The sequence below is a fragment of the Arthrobacter sp. TJ-265 genome, assembly GCF_058269135.1.
The window spans coordinates 1,694,269-1,716,792 of record NZ_JBZCND010000001.1 but is presented as its reverse complement, the minus strand read 5'-3'; the positions used below and the strand labels follow the sequence as shown (position 1 = coordinate 1,716,792).

At 71.2% G+C, this 22,524-nt stretch carries 20 protein-coding genes; 14 read left to right on the top strand and 6 right to left on the bottom strand.

Annotation, left to right across the window (positions count from 1 at the left end; genetic code table 11):
- Window positions 1–54: 54 nt before the first annotated feature.
- Window positions 55–2,649: a DNA gyrase/topoisomerase IV subunit A gene (locus AC4D2E_RS08165; protein ID WP_490952242.1), complete on the bottom strand. Its 2,595-nt coding sequence runs from the start codon at window positions 2,647–2,649 to the stop codon at window positions 55–57.
- A gap of 120 nt (window positions 2,650–2,769) precedes the next feature.
- On the opposite strand from AC4D2E_RS08165, the gene AC4D2E_RS08160 reads away from it, so the two are divergent.
- The 5 genes from AC4D2E_RS08160 (at window position 2,770) to AC4D2E_RS08140 (ending at window position 8,438) form a co-directional block, all read left to right on the top strand.
- Complete coding sequence (locus tag AC4D2E_RS08160; RefSeq protein WP_490952241.1) at window positions 2,770–5,583, top strand: bifunctional acetate--CoA ligase family protein/GNAT family N-acetyltransferase; 2,814 nt, start codon at window positions 2,770–2,772, stop codon at window positions 5,581–5,583.
- 65 nt (window positions 5,584–5,648) lie between these two features.
- The gene (locus tag AC4D2E_RS08155; RefSeq protein ID WP_104164340.1) at window positions 5,649–6,326 is read left to right on the top strand and encodes a DUF5998 family protein; all 678 of its coding nucleotides are present in this window, start codon (window positions 5,649–5,651) and stop codon (window positions 6,324–6,326) included.
- A gap of 6 nt (window positions 6,327–6,332) precedes the next feature.
- Window positions 6,333–7,541 carry an alkaline phosphatase family protein gene (locus AC4D2E_RS08150; protein WP_490952240.1) on the top strand — a complete coding sequence of 403 codons (1,209 nt, stop codon included), beginning with the start codon at window positions 6,333–6,335 and terminating at the stop codon, window positions 7,539–7,541.
- Entirely contained in the window at window positions 7,534–8,274 is a 741-nt protein-coding gene (locus tag AC4D2E_RS08145) for a thymidine kinase (protein WP_490952239.1), read from the top strand. The genes AC4D2E_RS08150 and AC4D2E_RS08145 overlap by 8 nt, the downstream gene beginning before the upstream one ends.
- A 2-nt stretch (window positions 8,275–8,276) precedes the next feature.
- Entirely contained in the window at window positions 8,277–8,438 is a 162-nt protein-coding gene (locus tag AC4D2E_RS08140) for a hypothetical protein (protein ID WP_146067329.1), read from the top strand.
- Between the two features lie 32 nt (window positions 8,439–8,470).
- Here the strand turns inward: AC4D2E_RS08140 and sepH are convergent, their stop codons facing one another.
- Window positions 8,471–9,865, bottom strand: coding sequence for a septation protein SepH (gene sepH / locus AC4D2E_RS08135; RefSeq protein ID WP_490952238.1), 1,395 nt, complete (start codon window positions 9,863–9,865; stop codon window positions 8,471–8,473).
- Between the two features lie 200 nt (window positions 9,866–10,065).
- Between sepH and AC4D2E_RS08130 the strand changes: the two genes are divergently transcribed.
- Complete coding sequence (locus AC4D2E_RS08130; RefSeq protein WP_104166571.1) at window positions 10,066–10,371, top strand: DUF4193 domain-containing protein; 306 nt, start codon at window positions 10,066–10,068, stop codon at window positions 10,369–10,371.
- Between the two features lie 3 nt (window positions 10,372–10,374).
- Here the strand turns inward: AC4D2E_RS08130 and AC4D2E_RS08125 are convergent, their stop codons facing one another.
- Window positions 10,375–10,851, bottom strand: coding sequence for a DUF3093 domain-containing protein (locus tag AC4D2E_RS08125; RefSeq protein ID WP_490909091.1), 477 nt, complete (start codon window positions 10,849–10,851; stop codon window positions 10,375–10,377).
- Between the two features lie 145 nt (window positions 10,852–10,996).
- Between AC4D2E_RS08125 and dut the strand changes: the two genes are divergently transcribed.
- The 4 genes from dut (at window position 10,997) to AC4D2E_RS08105 (ending at window position 13,582) form a co-directional block, all read left to right on the top strand.
- On the top strand, window positions 10,997–11,503 hold the full coding sequence (gene dut / locus AC4D2E_RS08120; protein WP_490952341.1) for a dUTP diphosphatase: 507 nt from the start codon (window positions 10,997–10,999) through the stop codon (window positions 11,501–11,503).
- A 77-nt stretch (window positions 11,504–11,580) separates the two neighbouring features.
- On the top strand, window positions 11,581–12,432 hold the full coding sequence (locus AC4D2E_RS08115; RefSeq protein WP_490952237.1) for a DUF3710 domain-containing protein: 852 nt from the start codon (window positions 11,581–11,583) through the stop codon (window positions 12,430–12,432).
- Window positions 12,433–12,542: 110 nt separating this feature from the next.
- A complete protein-coding gene (locus AC4D2E_RS08110; protein WP_490952236.1) occupies window positions 12,543–12,782 on the top strand; it encodes a hypothetical protein in 240 nt (79 codons plus the stop codon).
- A gap of 11 nt (window positions 12,783–12,793) precedes the next feature.
- The gene (locus AC4D2E_RS08105; protein ID WP_490952235.1) at window positions 12,794–13,582 is read left to right on the top strand and encodes a DUF3159 domain-containing protein; all 789 of its coding nucleotides are present in this window, start codon (window positions 12,794–12,796) and stop codon (window positions 13,580–13,582) included.
- A 46-nt stretch (window positions 13,583–13,628) separates the two neighbouring features.
- Here AC4D2E_RS08105 and AC4D2E_RS08100 read toward each other — a convergent pair whose 3' ends face one another.
- Window positions 13,629–14,369, bottom strand: a complete 741-nt coding sequence (locus AC4D2E_RS08100; protein ID WP_490952234.1) for an alpha/beta fold hydrolase — start codon at window positions 14,367–14,369, stop codon at window positions 13,629–13,631.
- A gap of 73 nt (window positions 14,370–14,442) precedes the next feature.
- On the opposite strand from AC4D2E_RS08100, the gene AC4D2E_RS08095 reads away from it, so the two are divergent.
- A complete protein-coding gene (locus tag AC4D2E_RS08095; RefSeq protein WP_490952233.1) occupies window positions 14,443–15,141 on the top strand; it encodes a helix-turn-helix transcriptional regulator in 699 nt (232 codons plus the stop codon).
- Between the two features lie 30 nt (window positions 15,142–15,171).
- Here AC4D2E_RS08095 and AC4D2E_RS08090 read toward each other — a convergent pair whose 3' ends face one another.
- The gene (locus AC4D2E_RS08090) at window positions 15,172–15,843 is read right to left on the bottom strand and encodes a potassium channel family protein (protein ID WP_104164357.1); all 672 of its coding nucleotides are present in this window, start codon (window positions 15,841–15,843) and stop codon (window positions 15,172–15,174) included.
- Window positions 15,840–16,514: a potassium channel family protein gene (locus tag AC4D2E_RS08085; RefSeq protein ID WP_104164359.1), complete on the bottom strand. Its 675-nt coding sequence runs from the start codon at window positions 16,512–16,514 to the stop codon at window positions 15,840–15,842. Before AC4D2E_RS08085 ends, AC4D2E_RS08090 begins: the two co-directional genes overlap by 4 nt.
- 102 nt (window positions 16,515–16,616) lie before the next feature.
- Here AC4D2E_RS08085 and AC4D2E_RS08080 point away from each other — a divergent pair, with 102 nt between their 5' ends.
- The 3 genes from AC4D2E_RS08080 to dxs all read left to right on the top strand — a co-directional run bounded on the left by AC4D2E_RS08080 (window position 16,617) and on the right by dxs (window position 22,115).
- Entirely contained in the window at window positions 16,617–18,593 is a 1,977-nt protein-coding gene (locus tag AC4D2E_RS08080; protein ID WP_490952232.1) for an APC family permease, read from the top strand.
- A 10-nt stretch (window positions 18,594–18,603) separates the two neighbouring features.
- A complete protein-coding gene (locus AC4D2E_RS08075) occupies window positions 18,604–19,998 on the top strand; it encodes a class I SAM-dependent RNA methyltransferase (RefSeq protein ID WP_490952231.1) in 1,395 nt (464 codons plus the stop codon).
- Window positions 19,999–20,141: 143 nt separating this feature from the next.
- A complete protein-coding gene (dxs, locus tag AC4D2E_RS08070) occupies window positions 20,142–22,115 on the top strand; it encodes a 1-deoxy-D-xylulose-5-phosphate synthase (protein WP_490952230.1) in 1,974 nt (657 codons plus the stop codon).
- The last annotated feature ends 409 nt before the right edge of the window (window positions 22,116–22,524 follow it).

The following is a 22,524-nucleotide window of genomic DNA, read 5'->3' as shown; positions in this document are numbered from 1 at the left end:
AGCATACGCCCGCTGCGAGACCTTGGGAACGGTCCTCGGGCCCGGCGGCCGGCCCTAGAGCAGCGTGCCCTGGGCGTCGTCGTCCGGGAGTGCGTCCCGTGCCGGATCGCCGGGCTGCGACGCCGCCGTCGGTCCACCGACCTCCGGCACCGCCGGCCGCGTCGCCTCGATGAGACCCACCAGGTTCGGTCCGACGGCGTCGATCTGCTGGGTGAGGGGGACACCGGAACCGTCGCGCCGCCCGTGTTCGGTGGGCAGGGCGCGGGCCACGCCGTTGGCGGAGGCGGCACGCGCGGGGCCATGGCCCGCCCATGCCAGGGAGAGCGACTCCTCGCCTCGGAGGAAGCGGTGCGCGCGCACACCGGCGGTGGCACGGCCCTTGACGGGATACTCGGAGAACTCGGTGACCTTCGCCGAGCCCGCAGCCGTCCCGGGCAGCGCGTCGCCCGCCGCGGCCACCGTCACCACCACGCCCTGCCCGTCCCCGTGGGACACCGCCCCGAAGTGCAGGACGGCGTCGCCGGCCGCGAGCTTGATGCCGGCCACCCCGCCGGCCGTCCGGCCCTGCGGCCGCACGACTGAGGCCGGGAACCGCAGGAGCTGGGCCAGGCGGGTGATGAAGACGAGGTCGTCGGCATCGGAGGCCGCAGCGATTCCCACCACTTTGTCCTTCGGCTTGAGCGAGATGACGCCCCAGTCGTCGCGGTTCAGCGGGTAGTCGGGCTGCACGCGCTTCACCACGCCCTGCGCGGTGCCGAGGGTGACCACCGCCCCCAGTGGGGCGAGCCCCACGAGGCTCTCGCCGCGCTCCAGCGTGATGAACTCCGACGACGGCACCCCGCCCGCGAGGTTCGGCACGCCGGCCGTGGGCGGCAGGGCGGGCATGTCCATGACCTGGAGGCGGATCATCCGGCCGGCCGAGGTCACGGCACCCACCTCGCCGCGCGCCGTGGAGGCGAGGACGGACCGGAAGGCGTCGTGCTTGATCCGCTGCCCGTCCCCGAAGGGCTGCCGATCGGAGGTACGGGCGAGCTGGCCGGACGCCGAGAGGAGGACCCAGCAGGGATCGTCGGCGATCTCGAGCGGCATCAGCGCCTTCGCACCCCTGGCAGCGGGCGCCGGGAGAGTGGAGCCCTTCAGCGGGGCGGCCGCCTCGGACTCCAGCAGGACGGTGCGCCGGGGTGTGGCGAACTGGTCCGACAGCGCGGCGAGCTCGTCGGAGACCAGGGTGCGGAGCCGTTCCTCCGACCCGAGGACGGCGTCCAGCTCGGCGATCTCGAGGCGGAGCTGGTCCTGCTCCTTCTCGAGCTCGATGCGCGAGTACTTGGTGAGCTGGCGCAGCCGCAGCTCGAGGATGTGGTTCGCCTGGACCTCGGAGAGGTCGTAGATGGACATCAGGCGCTCCCGCGCGGCGGAGGTCTCGTCCGAGGAGCGGATGATCTGGATGACCTCGTCGATGTCCACGATCGCGACGAGCAGGCCCTCCACGAGGTGCAGGCGGTCGCGCTTGCGCTGCAGCCGGTAGGAGGTGCGGCGGCGGACCACGAGGATCCGATGGGTGATGTAGACCTGCAGGAGCTCCAGCAGTCCGAGCGTGCGGGGCTGCCCGTCCACGAGGGCCACGTTGTTGATGCCGAAGGAGTCCTCCATCGGCGTGAAGCGGTACAGCTGCGCGAGGACCGCGTTCGGGTTGAAGCCGTTCTTCAGCTCGATCACGAGGCGCAGGCCGTGCTTGCGGTCCGTGAGGTCGACGATGTCGGAGATGCCCTGGAGCTTCTTCGCGGTGACGGCGTCCTTGATCTTCTCGATCACCTTCTCCGGCCCCACGGTGTAGGGGAGTTCGGTGACCACGAGGCCGGTCCGGCGGGCGGAGAGCTGCTCCACCTTCACCGTGGCGCGGGTCTTGAAGGAGCCGCGTCCCGTCGCGTAGGCGTCCCGCACGCCGTCGAGCCCCACGATCTTCCCGCCGCTCGGGAGGTCCGGTCCGGGCACGAAGCGCATGAGGTCCTCGAGCGAGGCCTCCGGGTGCGCGATGAGGTGGCGTGCTGCCGCGACGACCTCGCCGAGGTTGTGCGGCGGCATGTTCGTCGCCATGCCGACGGCGATGCCGCTGGCACCGTTGACCAGGAGGTTCGGGAAGGCGGCGGGGAGCACCTCCGGCTGGGTGAGCTGGTTGTCGTAGTTCGGGACGAAGTCGACGACGTCCTCGTCGAGGTGGTCGGTCAGCGTCAGGGCGGGGGCCGCCAGGCGCGCCTCCGTGTACCGGGCGGCCGCCGGGCCGTCGTCGAGCGAGCCGAAGTTGCCGTGCCCGTCGATCAGCGGCAGGCGGAGGGAGAAGTCCTGGGCCATGCGCACCATGGCGTCGTAGATGGCGCTGTCGCCGTGCGGGTGGAGCTTGCCCATCACCTCGCCCACCACGCGGGCGGACTTCACATGCCCGCGGTCCGGGCGCAGGCCCATGTCGGTCATCATGTAGAGGATGCGCCGCTGGACGGGCTTCAGGCCGTCGCGGGCGTCGGGGAGTGCGCGCGAGTAGATCACGGAGTACGCGTACTCCAGGAAGGAATCCTCCATCTCGGTCTCGACGTCGATGTCGATGATCTTCTCGGTGAAATTCTCCGGCGGTGCGGAGTTCTGGCGCCTGGCCACGTGGCGGTTCCTCAACAACTCAGGGGTACGGTTCGGGGTGGTCGAGCGGCATCCGCGACCCGGGGACGGTTCCGACCGCGGTCCCGGCCCGGCCCGGGGGATGCCGACTACCCTGAGTCTATGGTGGCAGACGGACAATACCCCGAATACTGGGAAGCTGATGTCGTCCTGCGCGACGGCGGGACGGCCCATCTGAGGCCCATCTCACCCTCCGATGCCGACGCCGTCCAGGCGTTCCACGTCCGCCAGTCCCAGAATTCCATCTACCTGCGGTTCTTCACCTACAAGGCCAGGCTCAGCGCCAAGGAGCTCCGGCGCTTCACCGAGGTGGACCACCGGGACCGCGTCGCGTTCGTCATCACGCGGGGCGGGGACATCATCGGGATCGGCCGGTACGACCGGCTCGACGACCCGCTCGAGGCCGAGGTGGCGTTCAACGTCTCCGACCACCACCAGGGGCGCGGCGTCGGCTCCATCCTGCTCGAGCACCTCGCCGCCGCCGCCCGTGAGAACGGCATCGGGCGGTTCTCCGCGGAGGTCCTGCCCGAGAACCGGAAGATGATCACGGTCTTCGCCGAGGCCGGCTACGAGGTGGAGCGGCACTTCGACGACGGCGTCGTGATGCTCAGCTTCGACATCGACCCCACCCGGAAGTCCCAGGCGGTGATGGAGGCCCGTGAGCACCGGGCGGAGGCGAGGAGCATGGCGGAACTCCTGACGCCGTCGTCCGTGGCCGTGATCGGTGCCAGCCGCGAGTGGGGGACCGTGGGTTACGCGCTGCTCGACCACCTGGTGGACGGCGGTTTCACCGGGCGCGTGTACGCCGTCAACCCCGAGGCCTTCGAGCTGCACGGCATGGTCTCCCACGCCTCGCTCGCCGAGGTCCCGGAACCCGTGGACCTCGCGGTCGTCGCCGTACCGCAGGACCAGGTGGAGGCCGTCGTCGACGAGTGCGGGCGTGCCGGGGTCAAGGGCCTGCTCGTCGCCACCGCCGGCTACGGGGAGGACGACGGCGACGGCCTGGCGCGGCAGCGCGCCCTCGTGCACAAGGCCAGGGCGCAGGGCATGCGCGTGGTCGGGCCGGCGTCGCTGGGCCTCGTGAACACGGATCCCGGGATCCGGCTCAATGCCTCGATGGCGCCCGGGCTGCCGATGCGCGGGGCGCTGTCCCTCTTCAGCCAGTCCGCAGGCCTCGGCGTGCTCCTCTACGCCAGCGCGTACCGGCGCGGGCTCGGCGTCTCCTCGGTGATCTCCGCCGGGAACCGCGCCGACGTCTCGGGCAACGACGCCATGCAGTTCTGGGAGGACGACCCGACCACCCGCGCCGTCGGCCTGTACTTCGAATCGATCGGCAACCCGAGGAAGTTCTCGCGGATCGCCCGCCGCCTGGCCCGGACCAAACCCGTGATCGTCGCGAAGAGCGACGTCACGGGCCTGCAGCTCCCCCCGGGCCACGCCGTCCGCACCAGCCAGGCGCCCCCCGGCGCCCTCGACTCCATGCTCCGGCAGTCCGGGGTGATGCGCGTCGAGACGACGGAGCAGCTCATGGACATCGCGCAGATCGTCGCGAGCCAGCCCCTGCCGCAGGGCCCGGGCGTGGCGGTGTTCAGCAACTCGTCCGCCCTCGGCAAGGTGGTGGCCGACGGCGTCGTGTCGCAGGGCATGACGGTCGCGCGGCTGGAGACCGGGCTGCTGCTCGACACGGGGCAGTCGGTCGCCCTGCCCGCCCTCACCGCGGCCGTGGCGGATGCACTGCGCGACGACGCCGTGCACACGGCGATTGTCACCACGCTGCCCGCCCGCGGGCTCACCGCCGAGGCCGTGGCCGCGTGCCTGCAGCGGTGCGCCGAGGCCGCGGGCAAGCCCGTCATCGCGTCCTTCACGGGCATCCTCGATGCCGGGGTCCAGCTCGACGGGCTGGTGGCCGCGCCGTCGTCCGGCGACGCGCCCGCACCCCCCGCCGCAGCCGATGCATCCGCGGCGCCTCCCGACCCCGGTCCCGTCCGGGCGCCCGCCGCGGCGGCCCCCGCCGGGCAGGCCACCACCGACACCGGGCGCGCGCTGCCCCTGCAGCGCGGACTGCCCTGCTTCCCCAGTCCGGGAGCGGCCCTGGCCGCGCTCGGCGCCGTGGTCCGGTACGCGCACTGGCGCTCCCGCGACCACGGGGAGTTCGTGGATCCCGACGGCGTCGACGTCGACGCCGCGACGCGGGTCCTGGCGGGCGTGCGGGCCAGGGTGGCCGACGTCGAACTCACGAGGCTCACCGCCGGGGAGAGCGCCGCGCTGATGGGCTGCTACGGCATGCACCTCCAGCCGTCCGCCCGCTTCTCCTCCGCCGACGAAGCGGTCGAGGCTGCCGGACGCCTCGGCTGGCCGGTGGCGCTGAAGACCATGGACGAGAACCTGCGCCACCGCCTCGACCTCGGCGGCGTCCGGCTGAACATCGACGACGCCGAGTCGCTGCGCAGGAACATCACCCTGATGGAGAAGGTGCTCGCCCCGTTCGGCAGCTTCGGCATGGAGGTGCAGTCCATGGCTCCCTCCGGTCAGGCGTGCAGCCTCCGCGCCATCGAGGATCCGCTCATGGGCCCGGTGATCTCCTTCGGTCTGGCGGGCGACGCCGTCAACCTCCTCGACGACTGGGCCCACGCCGTCCCGCCCCTCAGTACCGGCGACATCGCGGACCTCGTGCGCGCCCCGCGGGCCTCCCGCAAGCTCTTCGGCTACCAGGGCCTGCCTCCCGCCGATGTCGCGGCCATCGAGGACCTCGTGGCGCGCGTGGCACTGCTGAAGGACAACCACCCGGAGATCGCCCGGCTCGAGTTCAATCCCGTGCTCGTCGCCGCGTCCGGCCTCTCGGTGCTCAGTGCCGCGATCGACGTCGGCAATCCGCAGCGCCGCACCGACAGCGCACGGCGTGCGATGCGCGACTGACGGCGCCCGTGCCGCGTGCGCGGGTTGGTTAGGCAGGAGGCGGGCCGGTGGGGGAAACTGGGGATATGACCCCATCGCTTTCCGTACAGTGGCGCGACCTCGATGCATCGCTCGAGCGGGCAGGCTTTTATCCCCGGCTCGTGGCCGACGTCGTCCATGACGCCCTCGACGGCCGGGAGCCGCTCTCGCACGTCGCGCACCTCGAGACGCACTTCGAACGCACCGAGGTGCACCGCCACATCACGGTCCTGGTCCTCACCGAGGACATGCTGGTCATCACGCACGTGGACGACCAGCAGCTCGACGACGCCGGCGAGCAGGTCATGGCGCAGATCTCCACGGAGTCCGTCCCCGTCAGCCAGATCCGCTCCGTGGTCCTCAGCTACCTCTACGCGCAGCCGCAGGACTACAAGCCCACCGACCAGGTCCGCGAGATGACCCTCGCCATCGCCTGGTCCGGCGGGCAGCGCCTGGACATCGGCCCCGCCAGCTGCGGGGACCCGCAGTGCGACGCCGACCACGGCCTCACGGGGACGATGGCGCAGGAGGACATCGTCCTGCGCGTCAGTGCCGAGGCGGACGGTGCGCAGGCGGTGCAGAACGCCAAGGGGTTCGCCCGGGCGCTGCGCAAGGTCAACACGGCGAGCCCCGTCTCGGGCGGGTACGTCGCCGCCCCGGACGTGACGCCGCGCCGGCAGCCCGGCTTCGGCGCGCGGTTCAACAGGCCGCACCACCAGCGGTAGCGCTTGATGCCTTTCCTCCACAGGGAGCCCCTTCCCGCCCCGCCTGCCTACGGCGCGTCCACGGTGGCCGAGGTGATGACCAGCTCGGCCGCCGCGCTCGGCGTGGACGGCTTCACCAACTCCCTCGGCCTGCCCGACGCGCGGCGTATCGCCGTCGTCATGGTGGACGGGCTCGGCATGGCGCTGCTGCGCAGATACGCGGCGCATGCCCCGTTCCTGCGGGAGAGCCTCGCGTCGGCGCGGATCCTCTCCTCCGCCTTCCCCTCGACGACGGCGGCATCGCTGGCCAGCCTGGGTACCGGCCTCGCCCCGGGCCAGCACGGCCTGGTGGGCTACGACGTCCTCGATCCCGCGCAGGACACCGTGGTCAACATGCTCGGCCGGTGGGACGACGCCGTCGATCCGCTCGCCTGGCAGCCGCACCCGACGGTCTTCGAGAGGGTGTCCGCGCACGTCCCCGTCGTCACCGTGAGCCACCCCCGCTTCGAGGACTCGCCCATGACGCGCGCGGCACTGCGCGGCGGCGCCTTCGCCGGGGCGAGCACCATCCACGCGCAGATCGACGCCGCCGCCGTCCGGCTGGCAGCGGCGCCGACCATGCTGATGTACTTCTACGTCAACGACCTCGACAAGGCCGGTCACCGGTGGGGCGTCGACTCCCAGCACTGGCTGCGGGCGCTCGAGGATCTCGACGCCGCCCTGAAGCTCCTGGCCCGCCGCGTGCCGTCGGACACCCTCCTGCTCCTGACGGCGGACCACGGCATGGTGGACATCGCGGCACCGCAGCGGATCGACTACTCCGAGCAACCGGACCTCCTCGAGGGCGTCGCCCACACGGGCGGCGAGCCGCGGATGCTCCACCTCTACCTCGCCCCGGACCTCCCCGCCGGGGAGCGGGACGCCCTGGCACTGCGCTGGCACGAAGCCTTCGGGTCCCGGGCCTGGGTCCTGACGCGGGACGAGGCCGTCGCCGGAGGCTACTTCGGGCCCGTGCGTGAGGACGTGCTGCCGCGCATCGGCGACCTGCTCGTGCTGGCACGGGAGGGGATCGCCCTCATCGACGGGCGGCGCGTTCAGCCGACCGCATTCGATCTGGTGGGGCAGCACGGCTCCCTCACGCGGGCCGAGCGCGACATCCCCCTCATCACCCTGGCGACGCCCGCCGGTCCCGGCCGCCCCCGGGGGAGCCGCGGCAAGGGGGTCCGCCGTGGCTGAGCTCCTGTTTTTCTCGGGCACCATGGACTGCGGGAAGTCGACCCTCGCGCTGCAGATGGACCACAACCACAAGGCCCGCGGCCGCCGGGGGGTGCTCTTCACCTCCCACGACCGGGCGGGGGAGTCCATGATCTCCAGCCGCCTCGGGCTCCAGGTGCCGGCCGTCGAGGTCTTCCCGGACACCGACTTCTGGACCGAGCTCACCCTGCGGCAGACCATGGGCGCGCGGATCGACTACGTGATCTGCGACGAGGCCCAGTTCTACACCATCGACCAGATCGACCAGTTGGCGCGGGTCGTGGACGAGATGGACATCGACGTCTTCGCCTTCGGGATCACCTCGGACTTCCGCACGCGGCTCTTCCCCGGGTCGCAGCGCCTGATCGAACTCGCGGACCGCGTGCAGGTGCTGCAGGTCGAGGCGCTGTGCTGGTGCGGCAAGAGGGCCACCCACAACGCCCGGACGGTGGACGGCGTCATGGTCGTCGAGGGGGACCAGATGGTGGTCGGCGACGTGGACCAGCCGATCGAGGACGACGCCCCGGCGCTCCTGCGGCGTCCCGAGGACCATCCGCTGTCCGGCGGACGGGACCGCGAGCCCGTGGTCGGGTACGAGACGCTGTGCCGACGGCACCACATGCGCCGCCAGACCTCCAGGACCTCGCCGTCGCTCTACTCCAACGAGGTTCCGCTGCCCTTCGAGGCGCGGGAGCATGAATCTGGCAGAATCTGACCATGCCACACACCGACGATCATGCAGAGCACAGGCAATACCACGACGCCGACACGCTCCGGGTCCCGTTCTGGATCCCTCTGGCCGGAGTCGGGGCCGGCGCCTTCTGGGCACTGGCCGGGGTGGTCGTCGGCGTCGCGATCACCCGCCGTCGGCGCGCCTGACCGGGACACTCGGCCGGGCCGGCGGGGGAGGGTCAGTCGTTCTTGCGCCCGAACACGATGTCGTCCCAGCTCGGCACGCTCGAGCGCTTGGGCTTGACCCGGCGCTCGGCCGCGACCTCCGCGCCGTCCTTGCCGGTGTCCTTGCCGGTGTCCTTGCCGGTGTCCTTGCTCGAGTCCGCGGCAGCGTCCCTGCCGGTGCCCTTGCCCGCACCCCTGGGCACGTCCCGGCCCGCTGGGCGGGCAGTCCGGCCGCTGCCGTCGGGACCGGTTCCGGCCGGCGGCTGATCCCGGCGTGAGGGCTGCGCGAAGATGCTGATCTCGCGGGTGTCCGTGCTGACTCCGTCGTAGAGCCGCGGTGTCCCGTCCTCGTGCTGGGCCGTCCCCTCCTCGGACCCGGCTTCTCCGGCGAGCACGTCGTCGTCCCCGAAGCGCGGCGCGAGCGCGAGCCCGGGGGCTGCCGGGTCCCGTTCCGTCGACCCGTCCTGGTGGGCGCCGGCCTCGTCCGTCCCGGTGCCGCTGGTCCCGGTGTCCTCGGTCCCGTCGTCGACCCTCGGATGGGCGGCCGGGATGCCGCCCCGGGTGAGGAGCTCCGCGAGGGCGTCGTCGCCGTCCTCGTCCGCGCCGAGGCGCTGGCCGCGGCGCGAGCGGAGGACGTCCAGCAGGCCGTCCTGGGCGGCGGGGGTGGGTTCGGGTGCCTCGTCGGCCTTCTCGGCCTCGAAGTCGAACACGCGATCCGCCACGGCGCTGAGTCGCCGGGCGGGGAGCGGACCGTCGAGGGGTTCGAGCTCGCTGAGCACCTGCGCCCACCGGTTGCCGTTGACGACCGTCTTGCGGGTGGGGTTGTAGGTCCACTGCGCGGGCGGTTGCTCACCCAGGTCGACGGTCGAGCCCTCGGGCAGCTCGAACGACGCCTCCACGTGCCAGGTCCCGTCCTGTCGCCGCCACGAGTCCCATTCGAGCGACGCCGGGTCCACCCCGTAGCTCTGGACCCGGTAGGCGACCATGTCGCCGAGGAGGGCGGGGTCGTCGCCGAAGGCGGACCGGTAGCCGTCATGGCTCGGAAGCGGCGAGGCGACCTCCACGCGCTGCGCGAGGTAGGCGAGGTAGTCGCGCTCGGCGCGTACAGGACCTTCGTAGCGCTGCACGTGGGCGAGGTCGAGGTCCGATTCGGCGGCGACCTGCTCCGCCGTCGCACCCATCCGGATACGGGCCTGGATGTCTCGGGGGGTCAGGTGGACCGGGGCTTTCGGCGGCTTCGTCCGGGTCTCCTTCGGCGACGCATCCCGCGCCGGGGCCGGAGCGTCGGCCGGGGTGGTCGCACGGCGCAGCGCGTCGTCGATGGGCAGCCGGTAGGACGTGCCCTCCTCGCCGCTCAACAGCAGATGTCCGCCGTCCTCATGGACACCCACCAGGCGTAACTCCTGCATCAATTCCTCCAGCCGACAATGATTCCTAGATGAAACTGTGCCACTGAATGGCGGCCATTCCTACTACGTGATCAGGCGTGGCGGGCCGCAGCGCGGCGGCGGGCACAAATGGGGAGGCAGTAGCGTTATGGCAGCCGTGGGCAGACGACCCGCGGATGGCCGGACAGAATCCGGACGGTATGGAGCGTGAGAAGGCGGATATGGCGACAGACTACGACGCGCCGAGAACGACGGTGGACGACGACGGCGACACCCGCAGCGACCGACTCGAGGCGCTCGGCACCGGCGCGACGCTGCAGACGGCGGTGATCGACGACGACGAACTCGAGGCCGCCGATTCCTTCGACCTGCCCGGCGCCGACCTCTCCAGCGAGGAGATCTCCGTGCAGATCCTCGCGGCCCAGGCCGACGAGTTCACGTGCGCCTCCTGCTTCCTCGTCCGGCACCGCTCGCAGATCGCCCTGGACCGGGGCGGGCAGTTGTACTGCGTGGACTGTGAGGGCTGAGCCTCAGCCGTCGAGGGCGGCGACGAGGCGCTCGGGCGTTCGGGAGGACGCGAGCCAGTAGGGAGTGCGGTCCTCGGGATCCGTGACCTCGATCCTCACGACCGGCGAGATCCAGCCCCTGATGCACAGGTAGGCGAGGCCGTGCAGGCCCGGGCCGCGCTGGTAGGTCGCGTCCTCGCCGCCGTACCAGTCCACCGTCCCGAGGTACTGCCGCTCGATGGTCGCCCGGCCCACCGACAGCGTGGTCGGGGTGACCGTGATCCGCGGCGTGGACAGGATGAGCAGGGTGAAGATGATGATCGCGACGACGACGGCGACCGCGTAGCCGACGACCATCGAGATGGGCGCGAACATGATGATCGTTGCCGCGGAGAACCCTGCCGCGATCAGCCAGATCCAGGGTGAGGGCCACAGGCGCTCGTCGTAGAGGACGGTCTGGTCGGGTGTGTTCTGGGGTGCTTCCCCGGGCGCGCTGGACATGACACCAGCATTCCACCCTTTGGCCCCCGTCTCATCCCCACCCCACCTGACAGGTGCGGCCCACGGAGGGTCCCGCCACTGTCAGGTGGGGCTCGGGCAAAGGGGCTAAAGTGGGGTGCTGGTCACCGGATAGCTCGCGTTGGAGATGCAGTTCATGGGTACACAGCAGGACCTCCCGGTCCAGATCTTGATGCTCGACGACGGCCTCGAGCCCCCCGCGTACGCCACCGACGGCGATGCGGGCGCGGACCTGCGCTCCGCCGTCGACCTCGTCCTCGCGCCGGGCGACCGGGCGCTCGTCCCCACGGGGGTCGCGATGGCGCTCCCGCCGGGCTACGTGGGCCTGGTGCACCCGAGGTCGGGGCTCGCAGCCCGGCACGGGCTGACGATCGTGAACGCCCCGGGAACCGTCGATGCCGGCTACCGCGGAGAGATCAAGGTCTGCCTCCTCAACACCGACCGGCAGGACGCCGTCCGCCTCTCGCGCGGCGACAGGATCGCCCAGCTGGTCATCCAGCGTGTGGAGCATGCCGTGTTCGCCGTCGTCGACCAGTTGCCCGACAGCGCCCGGGGCGCCGGGGGCTTCGGCTCGACCGGAGGCTTCGGGACTCCCGCCCCGCCGGCCGGCGTCGCGACGCCCGCCGGCGGCTGACGCCCCACCCCGCGTCGCAGCAGCGACCACCGAAGATGTCACCACCTCGACCACGTCACCAGGAAAGGAACCCGGACATGGCTTTTGGGCGCCCCAGGAAGAAGAAGCAGGACGACGCCGCCGACGCGTCGGAGCACCAGGACCACGACGGCACGGCTGCGCCGGCCGCGCCGGCTGCGCCGGAGGAGACGGCCGCGACGGCCGGGACCGCCCCTTCCGCTGAGGCGGTGGTGCCCGCTGACGACGCAGCGTCCGCACCCGGGATCCCGCAGGCCGCCGCGCTCGTGTCCAGTGCGGACTACGACCGCACCACCCTCGGGCCCTTCGACCTCTCCGAGCAGGACACCGCGCACGGCTACATCGACCTCGGCGCCCTGCGGATCAACGCGGCCGAGGGGCTGCAGCTGCGCCTCGAGGTCGAGGAGCGCAGCAAGCGCGTCATCGCCGTGACCCTGGACCTCGGCGGATCCACCCTCCAGCTGCAGGCCTTCGCGGCGCCGAAGACGGAAGGCCTGTGGGACGAGATCCGCGAGCAGATCGGCGCGTCGGTGGGATCCCAGGGCGGCACGGTCGAGGAACGGCCGGGCAGGCTCGGCACCGAACTCTTCGCCAAGCTCCCCGCGCAGACACCCGACGGCCAGGCCGGCTACCGGGTTGCACGATTCGTGGGCATCAACGGCCCGCGCTGGTTCCTGCGGGGAGTCTTCGGAGGACCCGCAGCCCTCGAGCCGACCGCCGCTGCACCCATGGAGCAGCTCTTCCGCGGCGTCGTCGTGGTCCGCGGCGACCACCCCCTCCCGCCGCGCGAACTGCTGCAGCTCAGGCTGCCCAAGGACGCCTCGGCAGGGGCTCCGGCCGCTCCCCCCGCTCCTGCGCGTCCCGATCTGAATCCGCTCGAGCGCGGTCCCGAGATCACCGAGATCCGCTGACCGTCATGCCGGCGCTGCCGTCAGGGTCACGCCCCGCCGACCTGGCGGGGCGTACTCCCGCACCCCCCGCCGCGTTGCCGCAGCGTGGCAGGATCAAGGCCCACGGTGTGGTGACCAGCCTCACCATCGCGCCCGTCATGGCCGCTCCCTCCTTCAGCGTCCTCGTCAGGATCGACCGGAACGGCGCGCGGGTGGCCGTCCGGATCATCTGGATGGGTCAGCGGCGCGTACCGGGCGTCGAGGCAGGAGTCGCCCTGCGGTTCGAGGGGATGCTCACCACGGTGGACGGCACGCCCACCGTGTACAACCCCCGCTACGAGATCATCGGCCGCCCGGACGAGAACGGATGAGGAACCCCGACATGAGCCACCCCATCGAGGACCCCGACGCCCCCCGGCGGCCCGCGGACCAGGAGATCCTGCCGGACGGCGAAGCCGGCCCGGTCGAGGACCGGCCGGGAGGCCCGCAGGCCGGGCCGACGGCGGCGGACCTCGCCCTGCAGTACGCCGCGAAGTCCGGGGTGAAGCGCTCCGATTCCGGCCAGATCGACGTCCTCTCCTCGATCGGAGGGATCCAGGGACTCGCCGAGAGCATCGCCCCCGGGCTGGTCTTCACCGTCCTCTTCACCCTGACGAGGGACCTCACGGTCTCGCTCGTCGCGGCGCTGGCGGTCTCCGCCGTCTTCGCCGTCCTCCGGCTCGTCTCGAGGACCCCGCTGACGCAGGCCCTCGCGGGACTCATCGGTGTGGCGTTCTGCGCCGTCGTGGCACAGCGCACCGGCAACGCGGAGGATTTCTTCCTCCCGGGCTTCTTCATCAACGGCGGCTACATCATCGCGATGACCGCCTCCGTGCTGTTCCGGTGGCCCTTCGCCGGGCTGCTCTTCGGCTTCATCCGCAACGAGGGCATCGAATGGCGGAAGGACCCCGCACGCGTCCGCGCCTACGCAATCGCCACCTGGATCATCGTGGCGGTGCTGGCGCTGCGCCTGGCCGTCCAGGTGCCGCTCTACCTGGCCGGGAACATCGCCGCGCTGGGATCGATGCGCGTCGCCATGGGCCTGCCGCTGTACGCGCTCGGCCTCTGGCTCGCGTGGCTGGTCTCGCGCCCCCGCCCGGCCGCCGACGCCGGACCGTCCGCCGTCGGGTAGCCGTACTCACCGGATGCGGCCGGCCCTCACAGGTCGTACGTGCAGTTCAGCCGGTTCGGGAGGCCTCCGACCGGATCGCCTCGGCGAGCTCGCGGGGACGGCTCCACATGGGCCAGTGCCCCGTCGGGAGGTCGATGACGTCGAGGTGCTCGATGGTCGCGACTTCGGCGAACATGACATGGCCTGTACGAGCCAGCTCCAGCACCCGCGCACTCGGGATCGAGCAGCACACCAGGGTGGTCCGGACCTTGCGGCGGGCATCGTTCGTGAGCTCGACGGGCTGACGAAGCACGGGGCCGGGCTCGGGGACGGCCCGGGCCCGGAAATGCTCGAGGACCTCCGCGCTCAGGCCCTCGAGGCTCGCCTGCTGTGCGAGGACGTCGAGGGGCGGCAGCGGAAGCTCCTCCAACCCCTCAGGGAGGTCCGGGGCGGAGACGCTTCCCGTCGCCACAGGGCCGGAATCGACCCACACCACCCGGTGGACGAGCTCGGGGTGCCGGTCGAGGACGAGACTGACGGGGGCATTCGCCCCACTGTGAGCGACGATGGTCGCCGGCTGATCCTCGGAGACCCCGAGGCCGGCAAGGACGTCCAGGACCGCTGCGGCTTGATCGTCGAGACTCCTCACCGCACGCTCGGGATCGTCCCCATCGAGACCGGGCAGCGTCATCGCGACTGCACGGGAGTGGTCGGTCCCCAGGTGTTCGAGGACGTCATCCCACGCCCAGGCACCCAGCCAGTGACCCGGGATGAGAAGAATGGTCGGACTGCTCGTGGTAGTTGTCATGTCGACATCCTCGTGGGCGCTACGGGCAGGTGTATGTCACCATTTCTGTCATGAATTTGGTGCGGACCGGACGGTGAAGCGAGCAGAACGACTCCATGCCCTGTCCGAGATGCTGCGCCGTAACGGATCACGGGGTTGCTCCGCCGAGCGGCTGGCGGGAGAGTTCGGCGTGTCCGTGCGCACGGTCAAGAGAGACCTCGCTGCGCTCGGGAACAGCGGCGCGCCCGTATGGTCGCGCCCGGGTCCGGGCGGTGGCTACGGATTGGCCGCAGGCGCCTCCCTGCCGCCTGTCAGCCTGTCCCCGGCGCAGGCCGTGGCGCTCATGGCGGCCGTGTCCGCCGCACCCGATGCCCCCTACGCCGATCTGGCGGCAGCCGGGATCCGGAAGATCCTGGACGTCCTCGATCCCAGGACCCGAGCACGAGCCGACGAGCTGGCCGGCCGCGTCTGGGTCGACGCCATGCCCTCCTCCCCGCGCACCATCAGGTCGGCACTGGAGGAGGGGATGGCCGAGCAGCGGGTCATCCGTCTCCGCTACACATCGGGAGACGGGACCACGACCACCCGCGACGTCGAACCCGTGCTGTTCGCCTCCACAAACGGCCAGTGGTACCTCGTCGGGTGGTGCCGACTGCGCAACGCGATGCGATGGTTCACCGTGTCGCGCATCGAGCGGGCCGACGTGACCAGGACGGCCTGCGGCGGCCATACCCTCCACGAGGTCGGAGAACCCCCGGCGAACGCCAGGCCGGTGCATGGTCGGGACGGGTGAGCCACTCGATCGACGCTCCGGCCGGGACAGCTAGTCGTCGTCGTTCCGGGCGGACAGTGCCACCCGGAGTTCGTCCTCCGCCGCGATGGCCGCGAGGAAGAACAGTTCGTCGCCACCCTCCACCAGGTCGTCCGGGCTGGGCGTGATGGGGGAGTCGTCGCGCAGGATGGCGACGGCGGCGCAGTCCTGCGGGAGGTCGAGGGAGCCGATCGTCTCGCCGATGAGGGGGGAATCCTGAGGGACGGTGAACTCCACGATCGAGGACACCCCGGTCTGCAGCGTCAGCAGGCGCACCAGGTCGCCGATCTCCACGGCCTCCTCCACGAGGGCCGTCATGAGCCGGGGCGTGTTGACGGCCACGTCCACTCCCCAGGAGTCGTCGAACATCCAATCGTTCTTCGGGTTGTTCACCCGCCCGACCGTGCGCCCCACCCCGAACTCGCTCTTGGCGAGCAGCGACACCACGAGGTTGACCTTGTCGTCACCGGTCGCGGACACCACCACGTCGGCCTCATCGAGCCGCGCATCCTTGAGCGTCGTGAGCTCGCACGCGTCCCCGATCAGCCACTTCGCACCCTTGAGCCCGCTCCGGCCGATCGCCTCGGGCTTCTCGTCGATGAGCAGGATCTCGTGCTTGTTGCCGAGCAGCTCCCGTGCGATCGACGAGCCGACGCTCCCTGCCCCCGCGATGACGACCCTCATTGGTTCTCCTCCTTCGGTGCGGCGGCGAGGATGCGCCCGATCTCGCCCGTCGCGGTGGTCTTCATCATGGCGTGCAGGATGTCGCCCTGCTGGTAACTCGTCTCACCGGTGGGCAGGATGCCCTCGCCGAACCGCGTGAGGTACGCGATCCGCACGCCGCTCGCGGCCTCGATGCTCCTCAGCGACCGCCCCAGCCATGCGTCGCTCAGCGCGAGTTCGGCGAGGATCAGGCGGCCGGAGGTCTCGCGGAAGTCGCCGTTGATGGTCTGCTCGGGCAAGATCCGGCGGAGCACCTGATCGGCGCTCCAGCGCACGGCGGCGACCGTGGGGATGCCGAGGCGCTGGTAGATCTCCGCACGTCCCGGGTCGTAGATGCGCGCCACCACGTGCGGGACGTGGAACGTCTCGCGCGCCACCCGGGTGGCGAGGATGTTCGAGTTGTCGCCGCTGGACACGGCCGCGAAGGCGTAGGCGTCCTGGATCTCGGCGTACTTCAGGGTCTCCCGGTCGAAGCCGACACCCGTGACCTTGCGGCCGCCGAAGGACGAGCGGAGGCGGCGGAACGCGCGGTCGTCCTGGTCGATGATCGCTACCGAGTGGCCCGATTCGTCGAGTGTGTGGGCGAGGCTGACGCCCACCCTGCCACAACCCATGATCACAAAATGAGCCACCGAGGGCACCCCTGATTCTTGGTGTAGATCCTGTCGTTCCCTGCCGTACCAGCACCAAGCCTAGTGGCTGGCCGGACGCCCGGACGCGCTAGTGTTTGGGCTGTGCTGACATTTCTCGAGGCCGTCAAGCGGGTGCTGGTGGGCAAGCCCTTCGCCAGCGACAGGCTGAGGAACAGGAGCCTGCCGAAGCGCCTTGCCCTGCCCGTGTTCTCGGCCAGCGCGCTGTCGTCGGTCGCCTACGCGCCGGACGAGATCCTCCTGACACTCGCCCTCGCGGGGGTGGCCTCCGTCGCCATCTCGCCGTGGGTGGGCCTCGCCGTCATCGCCGTCCTGCTCGTCGTCGTCGCCTCCTACCGGCAAGCGGTCCACGCCTATCCCTCCGGTGGCGGCGACTACGAGATCGCGAAACGGAACCTCGGACCCCGGGCGGGCACCACGGTGGCCTCGGCGCTGATGATCGACTACCTGCTCACCGTCGCCGTGTCCGTCTCGGCGGCTGCGCAGTACGTCGTCTCGCTCGCCCCGGCGCTGGAGGACGTGCGCGTGAGCCTCGCCGTCGCCGGCGTCGCGGTGCTCGTGCTGCTGAACCTGCGCGGCATCACGCGGGGCGTCCGCGCGCGCGCCGTCGTCACGTACGGCTTCCTGACCGGAATCCTCGCCCTGTGTGTCACGGGCGCCGTACAGGCGCTCACCGGGACCCTGGCGGAGGCCCCGAGCGCGCGCTTCGAGATCGTCCCGGATGCCGCGTTCGACGCCGGCCTGGTGGGTCTCGCGGGCGGCCTCCTGATCCTCCGGGCGTTCTCCGCGGGAGCTGCCGCCCTGACCGGGCTCGAAGGCCCGGGCTCCAACGTGCCGCGCTTCGAGAAGCCGCGCTCACGCAATGCGGCGACGACGCTCCTGGTCCTCGGCCTGGTGTCCTCCGCGATGCTCGCGGGCGTCATCTACCTCGCCAACGCCGCGCGCGTGCACGTGGTGCAGAACCCCGCAGCACAGCTGCTGCTCGACGGCGGACCAATCCCGGAGGGCTACATCCAGGCGCCCGTGGTCAGCCAGCTCGCCCGCACCGTCTTCGACGCCGGCTCGCCGGCCTTCTACCTGGTCGTCGCCGCGACGGCGCTCATGCTGATGCTCGCGGGCCACGCGGCCTTCAATGCCTTCCCCGTCCTGGCGTCCATCCTCGCCACGGACGGCTACCTCCCGCGGCAGCTGCGGACCAGGGGGGACCGCCTCACCTTCAGCAACGGCATCATCGCGCTCGGACTCGGCGCCGTCGTCCTCATTCTCGTGTTCCGGGCGGACGTCACCGCCCTGGTGCAGCTGTACATCGTCGGCGTGTTCGTCTCCTTCACCGCCGGCCAGCTGGGGCTCATCCGGCACTGGAACAGGGTGCTCCGCAGCACCGTGGGCAAGCAGAACCGGTGGACCATCCACAAGTCCCGAGCCATCAACACGCTCGGCTTCGGCCTCACGGCGGCGGTCCTCGTGGTGGTCCTCGTCACCAAGTTCGAATACGGGGCCTGGATCGCGGTGCTCGCCATGGCGGTCCTGTTCGTCCTCATGCGTGCCATCAAGAAGCACTACGACGCCGTGGCGGCGGAACTCGCGATCGACGACGCCGTCCGTCTGCGCGCCCTGCCCTCGCGGGTCCACGCCGTGATCCTCGTCTCCCACGTGCGGAAGCCGGTGCTGCGGGCCCTGGCCTTCGCCCGTGCCTCCCGGCCCTCACGGCTCGACGCCATCACGGTCGACGTCGACGCCGACCAGACACGCCGTACCCTCGCGGACTGGGACAAGTACGAGATCCCGGTGCCGATCACCGTGCTCGCCTCGCCCTACCGGGACACCATCTCCCCGATCCTCGAGTACATCCGTTCGATCCGCAGGGACTCGCCCCGCGACCTGATCGTGGTCTACATCCCCGAGTACGTGGTGGGAAAGTGGTGGGAGCAGCTGGTGCACAACCAGACCGCCCTGCGCATCAAGGCGCGGCTGCACTTCGTGCCCGGGGTGATGGTCGCCAGCGTGCCGTGGCAGCTCGCGTCCTCCGACGCGGCCCAGATCTATCAGGACATGAAGTAGGAAGAAACCCATGAGCGACGCCGCCCCAGCCTCCGATCCCGCGACGCCCGGAGGTCGGCCCGACCCGGCTGCCGACGAGGGCGCCGAAGCGACCGGTGAACCGACCGCAGAACCGACCGCCGAACTGACCGTAGGGAAGGCCGCGCATGGGGGCCACTTCGTGGCCCGGCACGAGGGTCGCGTCGTCTTCGTCCGGCACGCCCTGCCGGGTGAGCGCGTCAGGGTCCGCTTCACGGAGACGGACGACGCCGCGAGCTTCTGGCGCGCGGACGTCGTCGAGGTGCTCGAGGCCTCACCCGCCCGGGTCACCCATCCCTGGCCCGTCGCGGACGCCCTGAGGGCCGCGGCCCGGGGGCGCGCGGCGGTCGGTGGCGCGGAGTTCGGGCACATCGCCCTCGACGAGCAGCGCCGGCTCAAGGGTGCCGTCTTCGAGGAGCAGCTGTCCCGCCTGGCGAGGGTCGACCACCCGGTGACCGTGGAATCGGCACCGGGGGAGTCGGCCGACGGTCTCGGCTGGCGCACCCGCGCCGCGTTCGCCGTCGATCGCGCCGGGCGGCTCGCCATGCACCTGCACCGTTCGCACGAGGTCGTCCCGGTCCGCGAGATGCCCCTCGCGGTCGCAGCCGTCAACGATCTCCGCCTGTGGACGCTGGACCTGACCGGCATCGAGCGGGTCGACGTCGCCGTACCGTCCGGCGGGGGCGAGCCGCTCGTGCTGCTCGTGCCGGCCGCGGCGACCTCGCCGCGTCGCGTCGCGGCCGTCGCCTCCTCCATCGACGGCGCCTCCGTGGGCGTCCTCGAGCCCGAGTCGGGGCAGGTGCAGCGGCTGACGGGCCGCACGTGGCTCCAGGAGAGCGTGCTCGGCCTCGACTACCGCGTCACGGGCGCGGGCTTCTGGCAGATCCACCGTGGAGCGCCCGAGGCCCTGGTCTCCGCCGTCCTCGACGGACTCCAGCCGGCGGCGGGCGAACGCCTCGCCGACCTCTACGCCGGCGCCGGTCTCTTCACCGTGCCGCTCGCCCGCGCCGTCGGACCGGACGGCAGCGTGCTGTCCGTCGAGGGATCACCGGGCACGAGCCGCGACGCGAAACGCAACCTCCACGGCCAGGACCACGTCTCGATCGTGCAGGGACGGGTGGACGCCGTGCTCGGGCGCTGGAACGAACCGCTCGACGGCGTCCTGCTCGACCCGCCGCGCGCCGGGGCCGGCAAGAAGGTCGTCCGGCAGATCGTCCAGGCCCGCCCGAGGGCGGTCGGCTATGTGTCCTGCGACCCGGCGTCCTTCGCCCGCGACCTCGGCTACTTCCTCGCCGCCGGATGGTCGCTCGACGCCCTGCGGGTCTTCGATCTGTACCCGCACACGCACCACATGGAGTCGTTCGCGCGCCTCCTGCCGCCCGCCTGAACCGGAGCGTGCCCCGACCGAGCCGGAGCGCCCACCGCTGCGCGGACGCCTGTCAATGGCACCCTCCCCGGACCCCGAACGTTAGAGTTAAGGACCACTCGGGGCGGCCACGCCGCCCCGCCGAACGAATCAAGGAGGCGCGGATGGGACTCTTGGAGACGATCCACGGCCCACAGGACCTCAGCAAGCTCAGCCACGCGCAACTGACGGCACTCGCGCGGGAGATCCGCACCTTCCTGGTGAGCAACGTCTCGCGCACCGGCGGCCACCTGGGCCCCAACCTGGGGGTCGTCGAACTCACGCTCGGCATCCACCGCATCTTCGACTCGCCGCGCGACAGCATCATCTTCGACACCGGCCACCAGTCCTACGTGCACAAGCTCGTGACCGGACGCCAGGACTTCAGCACACTCCGGCAGGAGGGCGGACTGTCCGGGTACCCCTCGCGGGCGGAGTCGGTGCACGACATCGTGGAGAGCTCGCACGCCTCGTCCTCGCTCTCCTGGGCCGACGGCATCTCGCGGGCCCGCGTCCTCAGCGGTGAGGGGGACCGCTACACCGTGGTCCTCGTGGGCGACGGCGCCCTCACCGGCGGCATGGCGTGGGAGGCGATCAACAACATCGCCGCGGACAAGAGGCGCCGCGTGGTGATCGTGGTCAACGACAACGGCCGCTCCTACGCACCGACCATCGGCGGCGTCGCCGACTACCTCGCGTCCCTGCGGCCCACCCTCGACTCGGTGCGGACACACCGCATCTACGAACGCACGCTGGACCGGTTGAAGAACCGCATGCAGAACGGCGGGCCGGTCGGGGAGTTCAGCTACAAGAGCCTGCACGCGATGAAGAAGGGCGTCAAGGACTGGTGGGCGCCGCAGGGCCTCTTCGAGGACCTCGGCATGAAGTACGTGGGCCCCGTCGACGGCCACGACCAGTCCGCCGTCGAGCAGGCCCTGCAGCTCGCCAAGAACTACGAGGGACCGGTGATCGTGCATGCGATCACGGAGAAGGGCCACGGGTATGCGCCCGCCCGCGCCCACGAGGCCGACCAGTTCCACGCCGTCGGCATCATCGACCCCGAGACCGGCGAACCCGTGGACGGCGCCGGTTCCCAGTCCTGGACCTCGGTCTTCGCGAACGAGATCGCCGACATCGCCGACGAGCGCCCCGACATCGTGGGCATCACCGGGGCCATGCTGATCCCCGTGGGACTGCACCGCTTCGCGGCCCGGCACCCCGACCGCGTGTTCGACGTCGGCATCGCCGAGCAGCACGCCGTCACCAGTGCGGCGGGCATGGCCTACGGCGGGCTCCACCCGGTCATCGCCCTCTACGCCACCTTCCTCAACCGTGCCTTCGACCAGCTCCTCATGGACGTCGCGCTGCACAAGGCGGGGGTGACGGTGGTCCTCGACCGGTCCGGCGTCACCGGACCCGACGGCGCGAGCCACCACGGCATGTGGGACATGGCCCTGCTGCAGGCCATCCCCGGTCTGCACCTCGCCGCGCCCCGGGATGCCTCCCGGCTGCGCGAGGAACTGCGCGAAGCCGTCTCCATCTCGGACGCCCCCACAGTGGTGCGGTACTCCAAGGGTTCGGTGGGCGCAGAGGTGGAGGCTGTCGAGCGCCTGGACGACGGCGTCGACGTCCTGTCCCGCCGGCCCGCCGGCTCACGGACCAACGACGTCCTGATCGTCAGTGTCGGTGCCATGAGCGAACTGGCGCTCGACGTGTCGAACAGGCTCGGCGCGCAGGGCATCAGTTCCACCGTCATCGACCCCCGCTGGCTCCTGCCGGTCCGCCGATCGGTGATCGACCTCGCCGCGGAGCACCGGATCGTGATCGTCGTCGAGGACGGCGTCCGGGCCGGCGGCGTGGGGTCCAGGATCCGCCAGGAGATGCGTTCAGCGGGCGTGGACACCGCGCTCAACGAGGTGGGTCTCCCGGTCGAGTTCCTCGACCACGGCTCGCGCAGCCAGGTCCTCGAGCGGGTGGGACTGACCGCCCAGAAGATCACGCACGACGTCGTCGCGCAGGTTCTCGGCACGAAGGTTCCCGTGGCCCGTCCGCTCGCCGGCGACCACGCTCCCGCCACGGATCGGTTCCCGCGGAGCTGACAGGTCCGGGAGCAGTTCCCGGGGGCGTCCCGAGCGCGTCCACGCCGCACGGGACGCCCCTTTCGGGGGGTGGTGTGAGACAATGACGAAGGCTGGCGAGGGAACCACATTCCTCCGCCGGTCCAGTGACAGGCTTCCGTTCCGCAAGCGATGCTTCCGTCCTACCGAGTCCGCCCGTCGGCGGAAGTAGGCGGAATCCGCCGGCGGGACCCACCGTCCACCACGGCGGCTGAGTTGGAAAAGCGCCACTGGTCGCCGAGTGATTCAGCACCCCCATGACGGTGCGACCTCGGACGACATGACATCGACTTCCGGTCAGCCGCCGGGCGAAAGGCCCGCGGTCGGCCGACAGACCGCCCTCGAGGGCGCTGGAATGTGGCCGGTGCCGCAGGGGCTTGGAGCGAGCACC